Genomic DNA, 19,181 nt, shown 5'->3' on the forward strand with positions numbered 1-19,181 from the left:
GAACCGGTGTTTCGTCGATGTTCATCTTATCGGCCGGTCCTACCAGAGCTTAAGCCTCCATCCATCTTTTTTCGCTATCAGGAGGCTTGCGCGTCAAACTCAAGATCAACTGCTGGACGTGCCGGGAAGTTTCTTGAGTTGCTCGGTCAGGTTCGTGCTGGTGCTCTGCATCTGGCTTAGCAACTTGTCCAAGGTCGTAAACTGCTTGTAGAGACGGGTTTGCAACACGGTCATGCGCACATCCAGTGCAGCCTTCTGCTTGTCAACGCTCTTGATGGTGTCGCGCAAGACCGTACTGCGCTGTTCAAGCACCCCACCTGAAGCCGTGAACGGCTTGGCTCGATTGGTCAAGCGATTGGCCAATCCGTTGTCACCAGTGAAGAAGTCGGAAATACCCTGCACATCCTTCGCAATCGCTTTGTCGAGCTTGGTGTTGTCCAGCTCGAGGGTGCCGTCTGTCTTGGTCGCGATCCCCAGGCTTGCAAGCGCCTTGACGGTACCGCCATCACTACTCTGGGTGACCAGCTCCGTGCGCAAGTTCGCCAGCAGACCACGAGCAGTGGAGTCACCAGCAAGAGCCGCCACAACAGGCTTGCTGCCTTCTACTGCAGTCACTTTGGTCAGACTGTTGATGGTGGAAACCATCTTGTTATAGGCCGTAACGAAGTTCTGGACATTGGTTTTCACTGCGCTGGTGTTCTGTGACACCGTGAGCGTCAACGGCTTGCCGGCCTCGGTCGCGGCGGTGAGATTCAGGGTCAGCCCTTCGATCGCGGTGGACACGCTGTTGGAGTCGCTGACCACATTCAGGCCATCAACGGTCAACTTGGCGCTTTGTGCGGTGTTGAGGGTCTTTCCGGCGGCCGCAACGGCAGCATTGTACTCAGCAGGCGTGGCGAAGTCGGAGGCGTTGAGGGCTGCGCCAGGAAAGGTCAGCTTGCCCAGGTCAGTAGCGCTGCCCGAGGTACTGGTACCGGTCATGGTGATGTCCTTGCCATCACCCATCTTGCTGCTGCTCAAGACAAGGCGCGAACCCTGGCTGTCGGTCACGATAGTCGCGCTGAGCCCCTTGGCGGCACCCTGCTTGTTGATCGCATCTCGGATGCCGGTCAGCGTGTTGTTGGTGCTGTCGACGGAAATGTTGAGGGCATCCTCTCCGCCGATCTTGATATCAAGCGTTCCGGAGTTGAATGTGGTCGTTGCGCCATCGGCGAAAGCTGCCGAGGCGATCTTGCTGCCTTGAGCGAGCTGGGTGACGTTGATGCTGTAGGTGCCTGCCACAGCGCTTGCAGTAGCGGTAGCGTTAAGTGCAGCCGTATTGGAAGAGACGACACTACGGGACAGGAAGCTGCTCGGACTGTTGAGCAAGGCCATCGCAGTCTGGAAGTCGCTGACGGCGCTCTTGAGGCTACCCAGGGCGGTGAGCTTGGTGGTGGTCTTGGACTCAAGCGAATCCAGCTGGTTCTGTTTCGGCGCCCTGGCGTTGTTCACCAGTGCCTTGACCGTCGCGTCGATGTCGAGCAGTCCCGAACCCACTGTGCCGATCGTTGTGGCCATTTCACACCTCCGTCAAAAAAACGTCCCGAATCCCCTTCCTGGAAGGATTGGCAGAGCAGCAAACAAGAATCGCGCCAACTCAAGCCTTTGCTTCGAACATCAGACTGCGGATGTCGTCAAGCCGTTCAGCAAGCTTGAGAAGCTCCTCCGACGGAATCTGGCGAATCAGCTTGCCCGAGTCGGTGTCGATGACCTTCACCACCACATCGCCAGTGGAGTCATCCACGCTGAACTCCAACCCGCGCTTGACGGCCTGCACGAAAGACTGAATGTCGGACACCGCCGACTCCAGATCGGCGCCCTGGCCTTTACGGGCATCCTTGTCGTCCTGGGCGGCCGTGCCGCTGGCTACCGGAACCGCAGTGGGCGTATTCGGGGTGACGCCATTTTGGGAAGGCGTCGTACCGCTGGTGTCCTTCACCAACCGAGGGATGGCGTTGACCGACGTTATGCTTGAGATATCCATGTTTTACATACCTCACAATGGCCAAATGGGAGGAAGGGTAAGTCCCTTCCTCCCATCAGTGACTAGGCGCTCCGCCTCACTTACCTCAGCAGGCTGAGGACCGACTGCGGCAACTGGTTGGCCTGGGCCAGGATCGCCGTACCAGCCTGTTGCAGAACTTGGTTCTTGGACAGCGTAGCGGTTTCGGCCGCGAAGTCAGTGTCCTTGATCCGGCTCCGAGCGGCAGATGCGTTCTCGGAGATGTTCTGCAGGTTGGAGATGGTGTTGTCGAAGCGGTTCTGCACAGCACCGAGGTCGGCACGCTGGGAGTCGATCGCCGCCAGGGCGCTATCGATTACCGCAATCGCGCGCTGGGCACCATCGGCGGTGGAGATGTCCACGTTGGCCACCGTGTTCAGAGTCGAGGAACTCTGCGAGAACACCTCGGTGGTAGAGCCGGTTACCGCGAAGGAAGTCGGGGAGTCCAGCTGCACGTAACCGAAGGCCTTACCGCCGGCAGCCTTGACGTCTGCCGCTGCCCCGAAGGTTCCATCGTTACCTTGGACAGCCACATCAATCGTGCCCGCCGAAGAACCGGTCGCAGTGCCGAACTCAATCGTTTCACCAGTAGACGAGGTGATGGTGATCTTGTCGCTCTGCTTGTCGTAGTTGGCAGTCAGGCCCAACTTACCGGCGTTGGAGTTGATCTGGTTGGTCAGGTCCTCGTTGGAGGTCACACCCACCATCTGCACGGTGTTGCTGCCCACGGTGATGTTGAAGGTAGCGGCACCGGAGGTGAAGTTCACGTCTGCCTGAACCACGGTACGGGCAGTGGCGGACAGACCAGAGATGGAGCCGTCGAACTTCTGGGCGATGCTCTTCGCGCTGTCAGTTGCAGTGATGTCGATGTCTTTGGTCTGGCCGTTGCCAACCACGGTCACAGTGCCGGAGCTGAAGGCGCCGCCGCTACCGGTGATCAGGGTACCGGTCTTGGTGGTGGCTGCAGCGGAAGCACCGGCCGAGTTGGTGGAGGCACCACCGCCGACCTGGTAGGAGCCCAGCTTGCTGGAGGAAGCATCGCGCAGGGTCACGTCGATGGTCTCGTAGGCTTTGGAGCCGACTTGGAAGCTGGTGGTACCGAAGGAGCCATCCAGCAGCTTGCGACCACCGAAGGTAGTGGTTTCGGCGATACGGGACAGTTCGGCCTGCTGGGCGGTCACTTCTTTCTGCAGGGCGGCACGGTCGTCGGCGCTGTTGGAGCCAGTGGCGGCCTGGATGGACAGGTCGCGGATACGCTGGAGGATCGCGGTGGATTGCTGCAGGGCACCTTCAGCGGTTTGCGCCAGGGAGATGCCGTCGTTGGCGTTACGAGTCGCCTGGTTCAGGCCGCTGATCTGGTTGGTCAGACGGTTGGAGATCTGCAGGCCGGCGGCATCGTCCTTGGCGCTGTTGATGCGGGCACCGGTGGAGAGACGTTGCAGCGAGGTGTTCAGCGAGTTGGACGATGCGTTCAGGTTACGCTGAGTGTTGAGCGAAGCGATGTTTGTGTTGACTGTAAGTGCCATGGTGGCGTCTCCCGAAGTACCTAGTATTTGCCTGAGCCTGCGACCTTCAGGACCTGCTGCTCAGGTGCCCCTAGAATTCGCATTCGAACTGTTTATCGGCGCTTGTCGGAGGACCTTTAGGGGAGATTCGAAATTTTTTCTCCCGGGGCTTGCTCAACAAGCACGAACTGTGTCCGTACCAGGGTTATCGGCGGGTATGACGAAGCTTTAGGATTTCGCCATACCGTTCGTCGGCTCCTGAAAAACTCAGTCCGGCAGCCACGCCGAACGCCAGCGCTGCAGATTCTCACCCTTCAGCATCCACTCGCCGAGCACACGCTCACGCAGCGCATCGCCCTGCCGGGCAGTGGCGTCCAGATCGGCCAGGTGCATGCGCACTGCATCCAGCCAGTCCTTGAAGCGGTTCTTAACCCGGGTCACCGGCAGGTCGCCGCGGTAGCAGACGGCGTCGGTGCAGATCACCGGGAAGCCGCAGGCACCGTACTCCAGCAGCCGCAGGTTGCTCTTGCACTCGTTGAACAGGTTCGGCTCCAGCGGCGCCAACGCCAGGTCCAAGTCCAGGCTCGCCAGCAGCGCCGGGTACTGCTCGATGGGCACGCCGCCGTGGAATTCGTGGATATAGGGCCGGATACGCTCCGGGCACATACCGAAGAAGACCCACTCCACCTCGTCCTTCAGGGCCTTGACCAGGTCGGTGATCAACTCCAGGTCGCCCAGGTGGCTGCTCCCCCCAGCCCAGCCGACACGCGGTTTGCGGCCTCGACGGCGTTGGCTGCGCAGGTTGCCCCACCAGTGTTCGGGGAGGAAGTTGGGCACCACCCGAATGTCCCCGTGCAGGTCGCGCAAAGCCTCGGCCAGCGGCTCGGTGGACACCACGAAGCGATCGGTCAGCGCCACCGCCTGCCTGAGCGAGCGCAGGATGTCCTTCGGCATGGTGTCGCGGTGCACGCTCTTCAGCGGCAGGTTGGGCAGGTAGTCGTCCAGCTCGTAGACCTTGAATACCGAAGACAACGCCTTCACCTCGCGCATGCCCTCGATCTGCGGCTCCATGATCTGCCGCTGGAAGACGATGCTGGTGGCCTGGAAGCGTTCCAGTTCCACCGGGGACAGGTGCACCCCACTGGCCATGCCCTCCGCCCAACCGGCTGCCTTCAGTGCCGCGAGCGGCTGGCGTACACGGTAATGTCCGCAGCCGGTGATGTCCGCCGGGTAGCACAACACCTGCGGCAGCAGCGGATCGCGCACGCGGCGCTCGCCGTACTCGAAGCTGAAGCCCGACCCGGCCAGCGACAGGTTGCGGTTATAGGACGGATCGTTCGCCAGCACCGGTAGCCAGCGCTGCAGCATCTCCTCGCGCTCGGCCTTCAGTGCCGCCTGCCTTGGCAGCGCGCCTTCAATGGCAAGAATCGGCAGGTCGATGCCATCGCGCCGAACCACGCTGTGGGGCGTCCACACGTTGAGCAGACCCGAAGCGCGGATGCGCAGGCACAGGTCCACGTCGCCATAGAAAGCCGACAGCTTCGCCTCGTCCATCCCGCCAACGGCCACATAGGCTTCGCGACGCACCATCAGGCAGGCGCTGCCAACGGCGCTGTAGTTCTGCGTCACCTGCAGGCGATTGAGGTAGCCCGGAGCCTCGAAAGGTTCACCCACAAAGGCACGCCCCGCGACGTCATGGAGCCCCAGCACGATGCCGGCCTGCTCGACGCTGTTCATCGCATCCAGCACCTTGGCCCCTACCACCCCCACTTCCGGGCGCTGGGCCTGGTTGACCAGCTCATCCAGCCATTCGGGCTGGACGATTTCCACGTCGTGGCTCAGCAGCAGCAGGTACTCGCTCTCCACCGTCATCGCCACCGCGTTGACCATGGCCGAGAAATTGAAGGGGCCGGCAAACCGCCACACCTTCACCTGCTCGCTCTGCAAGCCCTCGACCCCCTCCAGCCAACTGAGGGTCGCCGCATCCTGGCTTTCGCAATCCACCAGCAGCAACTCGTAATTCGGGTAGCGGGTGTGCTCCAGCAGGGTTTCCACGCAGCGCTGCAGCAGGGGAAGGTGATCGCGTACCGCCACCACGATGGAGACCCGCGGCTGCTGCGGGTGCCCATAGTGGATGTGGTAGCGCCTCGGCATCGGGCTCTCGACCCGCGCCTGGAAGCCGCGCTTCTCCAGGTGCCGTTCGATGGCCACCTGCTCGTAGGGGTTGGCCTGCAATACCGGAACGGGAGCGGTCAGCAACACCTCGTCGACATGCTCCAGCCCTTGCAGACCATCGCGTTCCACCAGGCGCAACAGCAACTCCAGCTCGGGAGCCTCGACGAAGATCGGGTCGAACCCGCCCTCGGCCAGGAACACCTCCCGCCGGAAGAACCAGCGCGGCGCCAGGCTCAGGGGGAAGCTGAGCAGCAGGTCGAGGTTGAAGTCCGGCTTGAAGCACGCCCCGCGAGCACCGGAGGGCGCGCGCTGGAATTCATCGCCATACACCGCCCGGCACCCTTCCAGCCGCTCCAGGCGTCGCACCATCGCCAGCAGGCCGCCCGCAGTGAACGTCACGCCCGCCTCCACCACCTGCAACCAGTCCACATCGGCCTCGGCGGCCCAGGCGTTGATCGCCTGCAATTGCTCACCCTCGGACACGCACAGGCCCATGACGCCGGCAGGAGCCGACAGCCCAGCCGTGCTCAGCAGCACCGGGACGACATGGGGATAGAGATTGGCTGCCAGGCTGTCCAGCGTGGCGGAGACCGCATCGGCATCGCCGTGGCGATCCAGCACCACCACGGCCAAGCGGGGCGGCCGCGGCTGCCGGGTCGCCAGGCTGTCGAGGATGCGCGCCAGCGCCGGCCCTTTCGGCGTACCGGAATCCAGCCAGTCCTGCAGCTGGTCGCTGGCCAGCAAGCGACGGGGTTCCGGCAGCGCCATGCGGCCCATGAGCGCGGCAATGGCCGCCGTCGAGTTGCGCGGCAGAGCCTCCACACAGGCCTTCGCGCGCGCCCGCATCGTTTCGCGGTGAACGTCATCCGTCAGCAGCCGGCGGATGGCGTCGGCCAGTTCGTCCGCCCCCACGGTGTCGACGCCCTGAGCCGGCACCAGGCCGGGCCCATAGAAGAATCCGGTCTCGGTCATCAGGTTGAGGGCCGGTGTGCCGACCAGCATGGCCTCCACCTGCAGGCCCGAATCCACGGCCACCAGCACATCGGCGCTGAGCAGGAAGGGCAACGGTGCGCCGTCGGCGTAGCGGTAGTCATTGGCCCCCAGACCGTACTGGACCGCCAGCAACTGGACCTGCTCAGGCCCGAAGCGCCCCTGCGGACGCCGGCCCTTGATGATCACCTGGGCTTCACCACCCAGGGCCCGCACAGCCTCCAGGTAGGCCCGCAGCACCTGCTCGTCGATGGCCAGCTCCGGCGGCAGGCTGTGCTCGGCCAGCAGCGTGGTGCCCAGCACCACGATGGGCCGCGCGGTATCCAGCCCCAGTTCCTGGCACAAGGCCGCACGGGCACTGGCCCGTTCTTCGCGGGCGTCGAACAGCGAGTCGAACTGCGGCAGACCCAGCATACGCAGACGCTCCGGGTCGAAGCCGGCGTCGCCGTAGAGGCGGCGGCTGTCCTCGCTCCACACCACCATCAGGTCGGAGTTCTGCTGGTCGTGCACGGTATAGGGGTAGCAGAGCGTCGGGTTGTGCTCGATGTGCAGAGAGGGGATGCCCCGCGCCTTGGCCCACGCCACCAGGGTCTTGGAACCGAACATCCAGTCCTCGTTGACGGCAACCAGCTCCACCTCGTAGGTCGCCGCCATCCGGTCCAGCGCATCCACCAGGGCAAAGGACACCGGCAGGGTTCGCGCGGCCACATCCTTCAGGGTGGTCTCCCAGCCGTCCCACTCCAGGCCGGCGGCCTCCAGGTCGGGGCGCAGGTCCTGGCGCACGGTGTCGCTGAAGGCCAGCGCCTGGCGCTGGTCGAATTCTGCCTGGGCCGAGGGCATCGCCTGGTCCAGCAAGGGGTCGATCACCACCAGCTCGCCGCCATGGCGCTGGACCATGGCCTCCAGCTCCGGGGTCAGGCAGCCCTGGAAGGTGATCAGCGTCCGCGGCTCGTTCTCGCTCAGGTAGCGTTCCAGCAGTGGAATGTTCTTCGGCCAGAGCTGGGTGATGAGGGCACGTACAGGTTGGGACATGGGGATCACTCGGCCGAGAAAGCGTTGAACAGCGAATCGAGCATGCGCGGGAAGGCCTGGTAGTCCAGGGCGCCGCTGAGGTCCACGCCCCGGTACTGGTAAGCGGCCTTCACTTCCGGCTGACGCTCCCAGGCCTGCAGGCACTGCAGGGCCACGAAGTCGGTGTGGTACTTGCGATGCCAGCGGCGGAAGGTCGCCCAGTGCTGCTCGCCCAGCAGGGCCGACAGGTCCGGCAGGCTGGCCAGCGGTGTGGGCTGCGCGCCTTCACGGAAGAACCAGACCACGAAGAGAAAGAAGCGATTGCGCGGACGTGCCAGGTGCGCGGCCAACTGTTCGGCGAGGGCTTCGCGGCTCAGCTCCGGCTGGCCGGGCAGCGACTCCAGGAAGGCCAGGAAGGCCGCGAATGCCGGGTCGCTGTCGCGATAGCCCAGCCAACGTCGCCAAAGCGATGGCCAGTAGCCGCAGGGTTGTTCGGGGTCGAAGCCGTTGAAGCCCGCCGGCAGCAGCTGCCGCCAGGCCGGCCGGCCCTGCATCGAAGAAGGAAGAACGAGTCCGACCATAGCGCTACCTGCCTTATCGCAGGCCCGACCATCCGGGCGGGCCTTGTACGGAAAATTGACGTTGCAGCCCGTGGAGCAAGATTCACACCAGCAACTGGATGCCACGCGGTTGGGTCAGCCGCTGCACGGGCTCGGGGAAGCTGAACCCGTCCATGAACAGGTAGCCGCTGCGCCCGCGGATGAAGTCGATGTACTGGCGGGCATGGGCGTTGTTGCGCGAGGCCATGAAGAACACCGCGTACTTCTCATGCTCCACCGGCACCGGCCCGGTGGGCCAGCAGGCCTTGTGGTCCAGGCGGGTGTTGAAGATCACCAGGTCGCCGGCCTCGCTGGGAACGCGGTAGCCCTTCTGGCTCTCCTCGTACCAGCGCATGTCCACGCGGTGGGAACCGGGGATCACCTCCAGCCCGCCGCCGTATTCCGGCGTATTGGCCTGGAGGTAGAACGCGATCTGCACGATGTCGCAATCCGGCTCCCAGTGAAAACGATGCCCGGCCTTCTGCTGCGAATCGGTGTCCTTGTGCCAGGTGCCGTAGCCGCGGTGATGCAGGGCGGACTCGGGCAGCAGGACGAAATCCTCGCCCAGCAGCATCTGCAGCACCGTCAGGAACTCGGAGTCGAAGATGGCTTTCCACACCGCCGGGTAGCGGTTGAACACGTCGATGCGAATGCTGCCCAGGCTGGGGTTGTCGTAGATGTCGCCGGGGTAGCGGGTCTCGCTGGCGAAAGCCTTCACCAGCTCCTCGCGCAGATGGCGGGTGGTCTCGGGGGCGAGCAACTGCTTGACCAGGGCGAAGCCGTTGTCCTGGTAGCTCTGGCGCAGCGCCTTGACGAAGGCTTCGTACTCAGACACGGGCGCCCTCCTCCGGCTTGCGGGCCATCACCCACATGTGGGACGACATCCCCGACTCCGCCAGGAAGCGCTGGAAGGCCGGGCCCAGCTCGTCCCAGCGGTTGAACAGCACGTCCTGCAGGAAGGGGTCCAGCTCCGCCTCGCGGCCTTGTGCCTGGACGCCCTTGCGCACCAGCTCGGCATCGAGCTTGCCGGGGGTGAAGCAGGCCAGGGTCTCCAGCCCGTGGCGCTGCAGCAGCAGCGGCAGCGAGCGGGTGTTGAAGTAGTTCAGGTGCTCATGGTCCACACAGGGGCTCTCCGGCCCCAGTTGCTGGACATCGAACCCGGCACCGTTCGGACACGTGAGGATCAGCGCGCCCCCCGGACGCAGCAGCGCCGACAGGCTGGCCACCACCTGGCCGGGGGCGAACAGGTGCTCGATCACCTCGAAGGCTGCGATCAGGTCGAAGCGCTGGGCGGTCGCGGCGGCATAGACCTCCACCGGCTGCTCCACCACCTCGAAACCCTGCTCGCGGCAGATCGCCGCCAGGTCCGGCGTCGGCTCGATGCCGACGATGCGCTGCCACAGCCCGCGCTGCTGCATCTCGCGGCAGAAGGAGCCATAGCCCGCCCCCACCTCCAGCAGGTCGCCACAGGGCAGGCCGATGCGCTGGCACAGCTCCAGCACCCGCTCCACCCGCGGCACGATCACCGACTGGTGGCGCGCCTCGGCCGAGGCCGGGTAGATGTGCCGCGCCCAGTAGGCGTAGTTCTCGCTCTGGCGGTAGAAGTCCGCCAGCAGGCGCTCGCCGGGCCGGGGATTGACGTAGAAGCTGGTGCAGTCCAGGCAGTCCACGTAGCGGAAGCCGTTCTTCTCGAAGCGTGGCCGGGCGCGCTCGCTGCCGCAGGCCGGGCACGCGCACTGGACGAACTCTTCATTGCGGGCCAGCAGGAAGGCGATGTCATGCAGCAGGGCCACACGCTGACCGGCCTGCAGGCGCGAAGGGCGGATGTCGTCTTCTTTCACCGTCGCACTCCTCAACCGGCACGCCGGTATTTCTGCTGCTGCGCCTCGGGCAGGTGCACCGGCCCGTAGGCGCTCGGCTCACCCCAGATGTTGTCCTTCCACCACTGGCCATCCTTGATCCACCAGACACGCGGCGAGCGGAAGGTGTCGGCCGTCTCCCAGAAGGCCTGCTCGGTCATGCCCACGTAGTCCAGCCAGTGCTGCAGGTCGCTGGACACCACAGAGTCCATGCGGCGGACGATCTCGATGCCCTCCTCCCGGGTCAGGTAGCCGGCGCGGATGTCCTTGGAGGCATGGTCGGAGGCGCGGCCGTAGCCGAACTTGATGAACTTGAGCAGGTCGTGCACGCCGTTCTCGTAGCGGTCGTCCAGGTTGGACATCTGCCGGTAGGTGCGCTCGAAGGGCTTGTCGGCCATCTTCCAACCGTAGCGTTCCTGCACCAGGCGGGTGTGCTGGTTCGGGTCCCAGGGGAAGAAGTTGCCGATGTAGATGCCCCGCACTCCCGTCTTGAGGATGTCGGCATCGCTGGGATAGCGCGCCCACAGCAGATCCTTCTCGCGCAGCGGCTCCTCGGGGTCGTCCAGCATGTCGCTCCACTCGAAGCCGCGCAGGGCGTGCTCGTGGCGGACGCGCGCGCTGAATTCCACGTAGTCGTCCGGGTCGAACATCCCGGAGATGTCCCAGGCCGTCTCGCCCCAGATGATCAGCGGAATGTCGAACTTCACCGCCACCTGGATCGGGTAGGTCATGATCCCGCAGTGGGCGTGCCAGTTCATGTCGCCCATCTTGCGGAAGCACAGGCGGTTGAGCCGCTTGAGCACCTCCACGCTGGGGCCGAAGACCATGTGGTCGGCATCGAACACATGGCGCATGCGGTCGCGGTTGTAGTCCCCCTCGGGCAGGTAGTTGTTGCCGTGGTAGGTCACCAGCAGCGGCTTGAGGCCGTACTGGGCGGCGATCACGTGGGCCTGGTAGTAGCTGTCCTTGCCACCGCTGACCGGGATGATGCAGTCGTAGTTGTCGTTGCGCTTGCCGGCCCCGGTCTCCTCCAGCACCCGCTCGAAGCGCTTGCGGCGCTCGTCCCAGAAGGTGGGCGGCAGCTGGGCGAACTGCTCGGCGACCTGGCAGGCCGAGCAGACACCGTGCTCGTCCAGCATCAGGTTGACGCTGACCCGGGGGTACACGCAGCGGCTGCAATATTCCATGAAGAGGCTCCTAGAGACTGAGTAGCTGGGGGCTGCGAACGTTCAGCCCCTGCTCGAACAGGTACTTGCGCGCCAGGTAGACGCTCTGGTCGGTGTAATGAAAGATGTTGGCCGCCGCCACCGCGTCGACGCCGGTCTGCTCCAGGGCCTGGGCCATGTGCGACCACTCCCCTACGCCCCCGAGGGCGATCACCGGGATGTGCACGCTGGCGCAGACCCGGTCCAGCAGGGCCAGGTCGTAGCCCTGGCGCGCGCCGTCCCGGTCGATGGCATTCACCATCACCTCGCCGGCGCCCCGCTCCTGGACCTCGCGCACCCAGTCCTCGACACGGCGGCCGGTGTCGCGACGTCCACCTTCGGCGAACACGCGGTAGTCGTCACCCTGCTGCAGGACATCCACCGAGAGCACGATGCACTGCGAGCCGTACTCGCGGCTGGCCGCCTCGATCAGGCTTGGGTCGTCCAGGGCAGCGGTGTTCAGCGTGACCTTGTCCGCCCCCGTGGCCAGGCGCCGGGCGATATCGTCCAGCGAGCGGATTCGCCCGCCCAGGGTGATCGGCATGAAGGACGCCCGGGCGACTTCGGCGACGATGGCGTCGATGTCCTGCAGGTTGCGGCTACCCAGGTCGTCACGGCCCAGGTCGTAGTGGTCGTCGCGGCTGATGTCCAGGTAGACCAGCTCGTCGGCGGCCCAGTCGCTGAGCCGGCGGACGGCAGCGGAGGGATTGCCCAGCACCTGGTGGCGGGAAAAGCGCTTGCTCTGCACCAGTTGGCCGTTCTTCAGCAGCAGGACCGGGATGATGCGTTTCTTCTTCATGCCAGCTCCAGGAAGTTCTTCAGCAGCTGGGTGCCGGCCCGCTGGCTCTTCTCGGGGTGGAACTGCACGCCCAGCACGTTCTCCCGCCCGACCACCGCCGGGAAGCGGCTGCCGTACTCGACGGTGGCGATGACGTCATCGGCCGAGGCCGTGGCGAAGGCGTAGCTGTGCACGAAGTAGAAGTCCGGCGTGGCTTCCAGCCCCTGCAACAGAGGGTGGGGCCGCTCGCCCCGGATGTCGTTCCAGCCCACGTGGGGCAGCGGCAGGCCGGCACTGTCCAGCGCCCGCACGCGACCGGGTATCCAGCCGAGCCCGGCATGCTGGCCGAATTCATGACCCTCGTCGCTGAGCACCTGCATGCCCACGCAGATGCCGAGGAAAGGCTTGCCCTGTTCGAAGACCGCACGGCGCACGCCGTCCAGCGGCAATTGCTGGGCGATTCGCGCCATTGCCGCGCCGTAGGCCCCCACTCCGGGCAACACCAGGTGGGTGGCATCGGCGATCACATGGGGATCGTTGGAAACCCGGGTTTCACCCAGGGTGGCGAACAGGTTCGCCACCGAACGGACGTTGCCGGAGCCATAGTCGAGGATGCACACCCGGCTCATCGACCGCCTCCCGACAGGTGCCGCCATGCCAGCGCCTGGCCACGTTTGAGCGGCTCGCTGGCGACACAGTTCAACACCTCGTCCAGATGCTTGGGCGGCAGGCCAAAGCCGGGCCGGATGGCGCGTACGTTGTCGCTGGTGAACGGCTCACCGGCGATCATGTCACGCACCACATAGAGGGAGCGGCGGAACACCATCGACTTGCGTTCGGCCGCAGACGGCCCGTAGTTGACCTGCCCCATCGCCTGCCAGGCACGCTCGGTTTCTGCAACCAGCGCCGCCAGCTCGGCAGGCTCGAGGGAGAAGGTTGAATCCACGCCGCCATCGGTACGGCTCAGGGTGAAGTGTTTCTCGATGACGCAGGCACCCAGGGCCACCGCCGCCACCGAGGCACCAACACCCAGGGTGTGGTCGCTCAGGCCGATCTCGCAGCCGAACAGCTCGCGCATGTGCGGGATGCTGCGCAGGTTGGTATTGGCCGGGCTGGCCGGGTAGGTGCTGGTGCACTTGAGCAGGATCAGTTGCTGGCAACCGGCGCCGCGCGCCGCGTCGACGCAATCCTGAATCTCGCCAACGGTGGCCATGCCGGTGGAGATGATCAACGGTTTGCCGGTGGCCGCCACCCTGCGGATCAGCGGCAGGTCGACGTTCTCGAAACTAGCGATCTTGTAGGCCGGAACGCCGAGGGACTCGAGGAAATCCACCGACGATGCGTCAAATGGCGTCGAGAAGACTTCCAGCCCCCGCTCCCGGGCACGCCGGAAGATCGGCTCATGCCACTCCCAGGGGGTATGCGCCTCGCCATACAGGCGGTACAGAGACGTACCGGTCCAGGGACTGTCGGGGTCGCCGATGTGGAAGTCGCCCTCATCCAGGTCGAGGGTCATGGTGTCCGGGGTATAGGTCTGCAGCTTCAGGGCATGGGCCCCGGCATCCGCCGCTGCATCCACCAGCGCCAAGGCGCGCTCCAGGGACTGATTGTGATTGCCGCTCATCTCGGCAATGACGAACGGCGGATGACCTTCACCGATATGACGCTTACCAATCATGAAAGAAGTCATTCCACCTCTCCTACCTTGCGCAACACGATCTCGTAGCGATGACCGTGCAATTCGAAAAACGCCGGATAACGCTCAGGGTCGGCGACCCGCAACAAGTTGAACTGCTCCGCCAGCGGCTTGTGGGGATCGATCCGGCTGTCTTCGGGCCGGCGCCGAGGATAGTGGCTCGGTTCGCCAACCTGGGCGCGCGCGGCACGACCATCGCAGTGGGCCAGGGCCCACGCCATCAACTCGAACTCGGCAGCGAACAAGCGCGCGTTGATCTCGTTGCACAGCTCGTGCCCGTCCAGCGTGAACACCAGCTGCTGCCAGATATCGCCCGAGTCGACCGGGTCAGCCGCATCCAGCAGGGTTACCGTGATCCGCCCAGCCCCCTCCAGCACCTGCCATACATGGGGCGACATGCCCCTTCCCGCCGGCAGGTCGCTGGCGTGCAGCACCAGCGTATGGCGATAACGCGCACGCAGGACCGGGCCTATCAGTTGCTGGCAGGAAATCAGAAAGAGGAAATCGCCGCCTTCCAGGGTGCCCATGTCGCCGTGCAGGGTGGCACCATGGGCCTCACACCATTGGACGAGCCCCGGCAGGATGGGATGTCGCGGATCGGAACACAGGACATCAATGCGCATCGGCGCCTCCGGTTTCGAACATCATGCGGGCCACCCGCTCGGCACCTGCGCCATCGCACAGGGCAGCGGCACGCGTACGCATGACAAGCAGCCCCCCTGTATCGGCGAGCAGGTCGGCTGCGGCATCACGCCAAGCGCTGCCAGACAATGCATCCGCCACTCCCAGATAGCGCTGGATGCCTGCTCGCTCGCCCGCCATCCCGATCGACACCTGGTTCTCACTGAAAGCGGCCACCACACCGGGCAAGCCCAGGCAGGCGCGCTCCCAGGTGACGGAGCCACCCGCGCCCAGATAGAGATCGGCCTGCCACATGAGTGCCGCCATCTCCTGCGTGTCGACGTGCAGACGCAAGGCGGGCTCGACGGCAGCCATTGCGCCCAGATCGGCCAGCGCAGCCGAAGCCCCGCCGATCACCACATCAATGGAAACCGGCAACTGCAACAGCTCGCGCACGACGCTGGGCAGCGTGCGGCTGACCTTCCCGCCGCCGAAGAACAGCAACAACCTCGGCTTGTCATCTGCAACTGGCCGGGGCTTGCGGCGATAGTGGGCGAACTCCGGCCGCAACAGTGCGTAGCTAGGCCCGAACAGCCTGACAGGTAGATCTTCTCCGCACGATGACGGGTACGCCTCGGCCTCATCGGCCAGCAGGTTCTGGTCCAGCAACACATGGACGCAATGCCGGCGCCAGGGCAGGTCATCGATCGCCAGCAGGCGTGGTGCGAAGGCCCGGGCAGAGAGCTCCCACTGCGCGCCCAGGCCGTAGTGATCGAGCACGACCCAGTCAAAACGCCGCCCTTCTAGCAGCGCGCCCAGATGATCTAGGTCTTCCCTCTCCGGGATCGGCTCCTCAGCCAGGCCGCTGGCCTGTTCCCCGGCATAGGCAGCCGGCAGCTCGTGCAGTGCAAAATCCTCGGCTATGTGCGAGCCCAGCCCGCCGCGCAGGGCACGACTGGCGAAATGGCAGTCCGCACCGAGCTCACGTAACGCCTTCGCCAATGTCAGGCAACGCATGACATGCCCGTAACCCAGGCTGAGCGAGGCATCAGCGCGAAACAGCACGCGCATCTCAGATGTCCCCCTCCAGCAGGAGGCTGGCGTACATCAGTTCGGCGCGGTGCCAGTCCTCAGGGCTGTCGATGTCCTGGACCAGGTAGCGCGGCAGCACCAGTGGCAGGGAATGCGAACCGTGCAGCGCCTTGCCCTCGGCCCAGGCGGCAGCCCGGCCCCAGTAGAACTGTCCGGCGTCGTGGTAGGCGCGCTCCAGGTCCTGGGAGCGGGTCTGCTGGTATTCGGGGTAGAGCGATTCGACGCCGCCATCGGCATTCACCCGCAGGGCGCGCTGCACCGGTGCGGCGTAGTCACTGACGGTGAAGGCGAAGTCCTTGTCCGGGCGCGCAGCCAGCAGCTCGAAACCTTCACGGAGCTTCTCCGGCAGGACGAAGGGCGCGGTGGCATAGAGGCAACAGGTGTATTCGGGATGGTCGCCAGTGGCAGCCAGTTCACGGAGCGCGTGCTGGATGACCGCGACCGTGCCGGCATGGTCGTCGGCCAGGGCCGCCGGGCGCATGAAGGGCACCTCGGCACCCAGTTCGCGGGCCACGCTGGCGATCTCCTCGTCGTCGGTGCTGACGATCACCCGGTCGAACAGCCCGGACAGCAGGGCCGCGCGGATCGGGTAGGCGATCATCGGCTGGCCCTGGAAGAGCTTGATGTTCTTGCGCGGGATGCGCTTGCTGCCGCCTCGGGCGGGGATGATGGCGACGCGGCTCATGGGCGCTTCTCCAGCAGGAACCAGGTGATGTCGTCGGTGGGGAAGCTCGGGTCACGGCGGTAGACGAAGCCGTAGTCCACCAGGCGCAGGTCCTCGTAGCGGTCGAGCAGCTCGCCGGCGAAGTCGCGCTTGAACAGCTTGCCCGTGTGCCCCCGGTAGCTCACCTCCACCGGTGAGGGGTTGTAGTACTCGGCGACGAGCACGTAGCGCCGGCTGGCCTCGTACAACTTGGCGTAGGCCTTGGGCAGCAGCTCGGGCGGCAGGTGGATGAGCACGCCACGGGTGAACGCCAGGTCCACCGGCTGGTGCACCGGGTAATCGAACAGCGAGCCGTGCCAGACCTCGGCGATGCCCAGTGACTGGGCGATGGCATGGGCCTTGGCATTCAGCTCGACGCCATGCAGGGCAGCGTCCGGCAGCAGCCGGTGCAGCGCCTGGAGGTTGAGCCCACGGTTGGTGCCCAGCTCCAGCAGGCTGTCGAGCCGCCCGGCACGGCGCAGGGCCCGGGCGAAGAAGGCGGTGGCACTGGCCACGTGGCGCTCGCCGTCGTTGCGGTCGACGTAGTCGTCACCGAACTCGCCCTGCCAGAAACGTTCCTGCTCGGTCAGTTCGCGCATGGCGCGTCTCCTGTCAGCGCAGGAGGGTGGTCAATGCCTGCACCACCCGCTCCTGCTGGTCATCGGTCATGCCGTGGAAGAGCGGCAGGCTCAGGGCCTCTGCGTAGTAGCGCTCGGCCTCGGGGAAGTCACCCGGGGCGAAGCCCAGCCGCTGGTAATGAGGCTGCAGGTGCACCGGGATGTAGTGCAGGTTGACGCCGATGCCGGCGGCCCGCAGCCCCTCGAACACTTCGCGGTGGCTGCGGCGCATGGCGTCCAGCCGCAGGCGCACCGGGTAGAGGTGCCAGGCCGAGTCGGCCCCCTCCTGGCGCCCCGGCAGACGCAGCGGCAGGTCGGCGAGTAGCTCGTCGTAGCGCTCGGCCAGGGCCCGGCGACGGGCGACGAAGGCCTCCAGGCGCTGCAGCTGGGAGAAGCCGAGGGCGGCCTGCAGATCGGTCATGCGGTAGTTGAAGCCCAGTTCCAGCTGCTGGTAGTACCAGGGGCCGTGGCTGGCTTCGGTCATGGCGGCCGGGTCGCGGGTGACGCCGTGGCTGCGCAGGCGCCGCAGGCGCTCCGCCAGGTGCGGGTCCTGGGTGGTGAGCATGCCGCCCTCGCCGGTGGTGATGATCTTCACCGGGTGGAAGCTGAACACGCTGATGTCGGCATGAGCGCCGCAGCCCACCGGGCGCCCGAGGTAGGCAGCGCCGACGGCGTGGGAGGCGTCCTCGATCACGCGGAAGCCGTAGCGCCGGGCCAGTGCGGCGATGCGCGCCATGTCGCAGCTCTGCCCGGCGAAGGCCACCGGCACCAGCACCTTGGGCAACCGGCCACGCTGCTCGGCCTGGGCGAGGCGAACCTCCAGCAGGTCCACGTCGAGGTTGAGGGTGCGCGAGTCGATGTCGACGAAGTCCACCTGGGCGCCGCAGTAGAGCGCGCAATTGGCGCTGGCGACGAAGGTGTTGGGGCTGGTCCAGAGCCAGTCCCCCGGGCCCAGGTCGAGGGCCAGGCAGGCGATGTGCAGGGCTGCCGTGGCGTTGCTGACGGCGATGCCATGGGCGGCCTCGCAGCGGGCGGCGAAGGCGCCCTCGAAACGCTCGATGGCCGGCCCCTGGGTCAGCCAGTCGGAGTTGAGGGTCTCGACGACGGCGTCGATGTCCGCCTGGGAAATGCTCTGGCGTCCGTAGGGAATCATGCTCAGGACCAGGCCTCGGCCAGCTCGCGCAGTTCGGCGACGCTGAGGTAGTGAGGATTGCTGTCGGAGACGTACTCGAAGCCCTCCTCCACGGCCCGCCCGATCCCTCCCAGGCCGTCACAGGCGTAGTCGTACTGCATGTTGAAGTTGATGGAGGGGGCGATGACGAAGTGGCTGTCGAATTCCCAGGTGTGGGAGCTGTCATCGCGGGAAATCATCATCTCGTGCAGCTTCTCGCCAGGGCGGATACCCACCAGGCGATGGAGCAGGCCCGGTGCGAGGGCCTCGGCCAGGTCGGTGATGCGTGCGGAGGGGATCTTCGGCACGAACAGCTCGCCGCCCTGCATGCGCTCGAAGCTGCGCATGACGAAGTCGACGCCCTGGTCGAGGGTGATCCAGAAGCGGGTCATGCGCGCATCGGTGATCGGCAGCTCGCGGGCGCCGTCGGCCAGCAGCTTGCGGAAGAACGGCAGCACCGAGCCCCGCGAGCCGACCACGTTGCCGTAGCGGACGACGGCGAAACGGGTCTGGTGGTCGCCGGTGATGTTGTTGGCAGCGACGAACAGCTTGTCGCTCAGCAGCTTGGTGGCGCCGTAGAGGTTGATGGGGCTGGAGGCCTTGTCGGTGGAGAGTGCCACCACTTTCTGCACGCCGTTGGCGATGGCGCCGTTGATGATGTTCTCGGCGCCGCCGACGTTGGTGCGGATGCATTCGGTGGGGTTGTATTCGGCGGCCGGCACCTGCTTGAGGGCTGCGGCGTGGACCACCAGGTCGATGCCGCGCAGGGCCTGCTGGACGCGGTCGGCGTCACGCACGTCGCCCAGGAAGTAGCGCATGCAGGGGGCATTGAACTCCTGCTGCATCTCGTACTGCTTGAGTTCATCCCGCGAGAACACCACCACGCGCTTGGGCTGGTAGCGCTGGAGCAGGCTGCGGATGAAGGAGCGACCGAACGAGCCGGTGCCTCCGGATACGAATACGGACTTGCCATCGAACATGCGTGTTCTCCCCTGCCCTGCCGCCACCGGCTTCGCCGACGGCCCTGCGCCTGTCGTGCTGTCGGAATTATGGCGTTCTATTCGGTTTTCAGGTCACGAAGCAAGCATGGTGCCAACCCACCGGAATGCAAGGCGGCG

The 19,181-nt window shown here is 65.5% G+C and carries 17 protein-coding genes; all 17 read right to left on the minus strand.

Annotated elements, in window-relative coordinates:
- Positions 1-105: 105 nt before the first annotated feature.
- A complete protein-coding gene (gene fliD, locus PotMrB4_RS18255) occupies positions 106-1,557 on the minus strand; it encodes a flagellar filament capping protein FliD (protein WP_172434140.1) in 1,452 nt (483 codons plus the stop codon).
- A 79-nt stretch (positions 1,558-1,636) separates the two neighbouring features.
- Entirely contained in the window at positions 1,637-2,023 is a 387-nt protein-coding gene (locus PotMrB4_RS18260; RefSeq protein WP_074968140.1) for a flagellar protein FlaG, read from the minus strand.
- An 80-nt stretch (positions 2,024-2,103) separates the two neighbouring features.
- Positions 2,104-3,567 carry a flagellin gene (locus tag PotMrB4_RS18265; RefSeq protein ID WP_074968141.1) on the minus strand — a complete coding sequence of 488 codons (1,464 nt, stop codon included), beginning with the start codon at positions 3,565-3,567 and terminating at the stop codon, positions 2,104-2,106.
- A gap of 246 nt (positions 3,568-3,813) precedes the next feature.
- A complete protein-coding gene (locus PotMrB4_RS18270) occupies positions 3,814-7,743 on the minus strand; it encodes a glycosyltransferase (protein WP_172434141.1) in 3,930 nt (1,309 codons plus the stop codon).
- 5 nt (positions 7,744-7,748) lie between these two features.
- A complete protein-coding gene (locus PotMrB4_RS18275) occupies positions 7,749-8,303 on the minus strand; it encodes a hypothetical protein (protein ID WP_139233565.1) in 555 nt (184 codons plus the stop codon).
- A gap of 82 nt (positions 8,304-8,385) precedes the next feature.
- Positions 8,386-9,156 (minus strand): phytanoyl-CoA dioxygenase family protein, encoded by a 771-nt coding sequence (locus tag PotMrB4_RS18280; protein ID WP_172434142.1) that lies wholly within the window; start codon positions 9,154-9,156, stop codon positions 8,386-8,388.
- Entirely contained in the window at positions 9,149-10,162 is a 1,014-nt protein-coding gene (locus PotMrB4_RS18285) for a class I SAM-dependent methyltransferase (protein WP_172434143.1), read from the minus strand. Before PotMrB4_RS18285 ends, PotMrB4_RS18280 begins: the two co-directional genes overlap by 8 nt.
- Before the next feature lie 11 nt (positions 10,163-10,173).
- Positions 10,174-11,367, minus strand: a complete 1,194-nt coding sequence (locus PotMrB4_RS18290; RefSeq protein WP_172434144.1) for an N-acetyl sugar amidotransferase — start codon at positions 11,365-11,367, stop codon at positions 10,174-10,176.
- A 10-nt stretch (positions 11,368-11,377) separates the two neighbouring features.
- Entirely contained in the window at positions 11,378-12,184 is an 807-nt protein-coding gene (gene hisF, locus PotMrB4_RS18295; protein ID WP_172434145.1) for an imidazole glycerol phosphate synthase subunit HisF, read from the minus strand.
- Positions 12,181-12,792 (minus strand): imidazole glycerol phosphate synthase subunit HisH, encoded by a 612-nt coding sequence (gene hisH, locus PotMrB4_RS18300; protein ID WP_172434146.1) that lies wholly within the window; start codon positions 12,790-12,792, stop codon positions 12,181-12,183. The genes hisF and hisH overlap by 4 nt, the downstream gene beginning before the upstream one ends.
- On the minus strand, positions 12,789-13,853 hold the full coding sequence (gene pseI, locus PotMrB4_RS18305) for a pseudaminic acid synthase (RefSeq protein WP_172434147.1): 1,065 nt from the start codon (positions 13,851-13,853) through the stop codon (positions 12,789-12,791). The genes hisH and pseI overlap by 4 nt, the downstream gene beginning before the upstream one ends.
- The gene (locus PotMrB4_RS18310) at positions 13,850-14,482 is read right to left on the minus strand and encodes a formyltransferase family protein (protein ID WP_172434148.1); all 633 of its coding nucleotides are present in this window, start codon (positions 14,480-14,482) and stop codon (positions 13,850-13,852) included. The genes pseI and PotMrB4_RS18310 overlap by 4 nt, the downstream gene beginning before the upstream one ends.
- Complete coding sequence (gene pseG / locus PotMrB4_RS18315; RefSeq protein WP_172434149.1) at positions 14,472-15,551, minus strand: UDP-2,4-diacetamido-2,4,6-trideoxy-beta-L-altropyranose hydrolase; 1,080 nt, start codon at positions 15,549-15,551, stop codon at positions 14,472-14,474. Before pseG ends, PotMrB4_RS18310 begins: the two co-directional genes overlap by 11 nt.
- Before the next feature lies 1 nt (position 15,552).
- Positions 15,553-16,257, minus strand: a complete 705-nt coding sequence (pseF, locus tag PotMrB4_RS18320) for a pseudaminic acid cytidylyltransferase (RefSeq protein WP_172434150.1) — start codon at positions 16,255-16,257, stop codon at positions 15,553-15,555.
- Entirely contained in the window at positions 16,254-16,874 is a 621-nt protein-coding gene (locus PotMrB4_RS18325) for a pseudaminic acid biosynthesis-associated methylase (RefSeq protein ID WP_172434151.1), read from the minus strand. Before PotMrB4_RS18325 ends, pseF begins: the two co-directional genes overlap by 4 nt.
- Before the next feature lie 13 nt (positions 16,875-16,887).
- Positions 16,888-18,045: a UDP-4-amino-4,6-dideoxy-N-acetyl-beta-L-altrosamine transaminase gene (gene pseC, locus PotMrB4_RS18330; RefSeq protein WP_172434152.1), complete on the minus strand. Its 1,158-nt coding sequence runs from the start codon at positions 18,043-18,045 to the stop codon at positions 16,888-16,890.
- 2 nt (positions 18,046-18,047) lie between these two features.
- Positions 18,048-19,043 carry a UDP-N-acetylglucosamine 4,6-dehydratase (inverting) gene (gene pseB, locus PotMrB4_RS18335; protein WP_172434153.1) on the minus strand — a complete coding sequence of 332 codons (996 nt, stop codon included), beginning with the start codon at positions 19,041-19,043 and terminating at the stop codon, positions 18,048-18,050.
- Between the last annotated feature and the right edge of the window lie 138 nt (positions 19,044-19,181).

The organism is Metapseudomonas otitidis, from assembly GCF_011397855.1.
Taxonomy (GTDB): Bacteria; Pseudomonadota; Gammaproteobacteria; order Pseudomonadales; family Pseudomonadaceae; genus Metapseudomonas; species Metapseudomonas otitidis.

Bases quoted from the DNA above. Each gene is read 5' to 3' on its own strand.
- pseC (WP_172434152.1), bottom strand. From the start codon at position 18,045: ATGATTCCCTACGGACGCCAGAGCATTTCCCAGGCGGACATCGACGCC.
- PotMrB4_RS18265 (WP_074968141.1), bottom strand. From the start codon at position 3,567: ATGGCACTTACAGTCAACACAAACATCGCTTCGCTCAACACTCAGCGT.
- PotMrB4_RS18310 (WP_172434148.1), bottom strand. From the start codon at position 14,482: ATGCGCATTGATGTCCTGTGTTCCGATCCGCGACATCCCATCCTGCCG.
- PotMrB4_RS18290 (WP_172434144.1), bottom strand. From the start codon at position 11,367: ATGGAATATTGCAGCCGCTGCGTGTACCCCCGGGTCAGCGTCAACCTG.
- fliD (WP_172434140.1), bottom strand. From the start codon at position 1,557: ATGGCCACAACGATCGGCACAGTGGGTTCGGGACTGCTCGACATCGAC.
- PotMrB4_RS18270 (WP_172434141.1), bottom strand. From the start codon at position 7,743: ATGTCCCAACCTGTACGTGCCCTCATCACCCAGCTCTGGCCGAAGAAC.
- PotMrB4_RS18275 (WP_139233565.1), bottom strand. From the start codon at position 8,303: ATGGTCGGACTCGTTCTTCCTTCTTCGATGCAGGGCCGGCCGGCCTGG.
- hisH (WP_172434146.1), bottom strand. From the start codon at position 12,792: ATGAGCCGGGTGTGCATCCTCGACTATGGCTCCGGCAACGTCCGTTCG.
- pseB (WP_172434153.1), bottom strand. From the start codon at position 19,043: ATGTTCGATGGCAAGTCCGTATTCGTATCCGGAGGCACCGGCTCGTTC.
- pseF (WP_172434150.1), bottom strand. From the start codon at position 16,257: ATGAGCCGCGTCGCCATCATCCCCGCCCGAGGCGGCAGCAAGCGCATC.
- PotMrB4_RS18260 (WP_074968140.1), bottom strand. From the start codon at position 2,023: ATGGATATCTCAAGCATAACGTCGGTCAACGCCATCCCTCGGTTGGTG.
- hisF (WP_172434145.1), bottom strand. From the start codon at position 12,184: ATGAAGAAGAAACGCATCATCCCGGTCCTGCTGCTGAAGAACGGCCAA.
- pseI (WP_172434147.1), bottom strand. From the start codon at position 13,853: ATGACTTCTTTCATGATTGGTAAGCGTCATATCGGTGAAGGTCATCCG.
- PotMrB4_RS18325 (WP_172434151.1), bottom strand. From the start codon at position 16,874: ATGCGCGAACTGACCGAGCAGGAACGTTTCTGGCAGGGCGAGTTCGGT.
- pseG (WP_172434149.1), bottom strand. From the start codon at position 15,551: ATGCGCGTGCTGTTTCGCGCTGATGCCTCGCTCAGCCTGGGTTACGGG.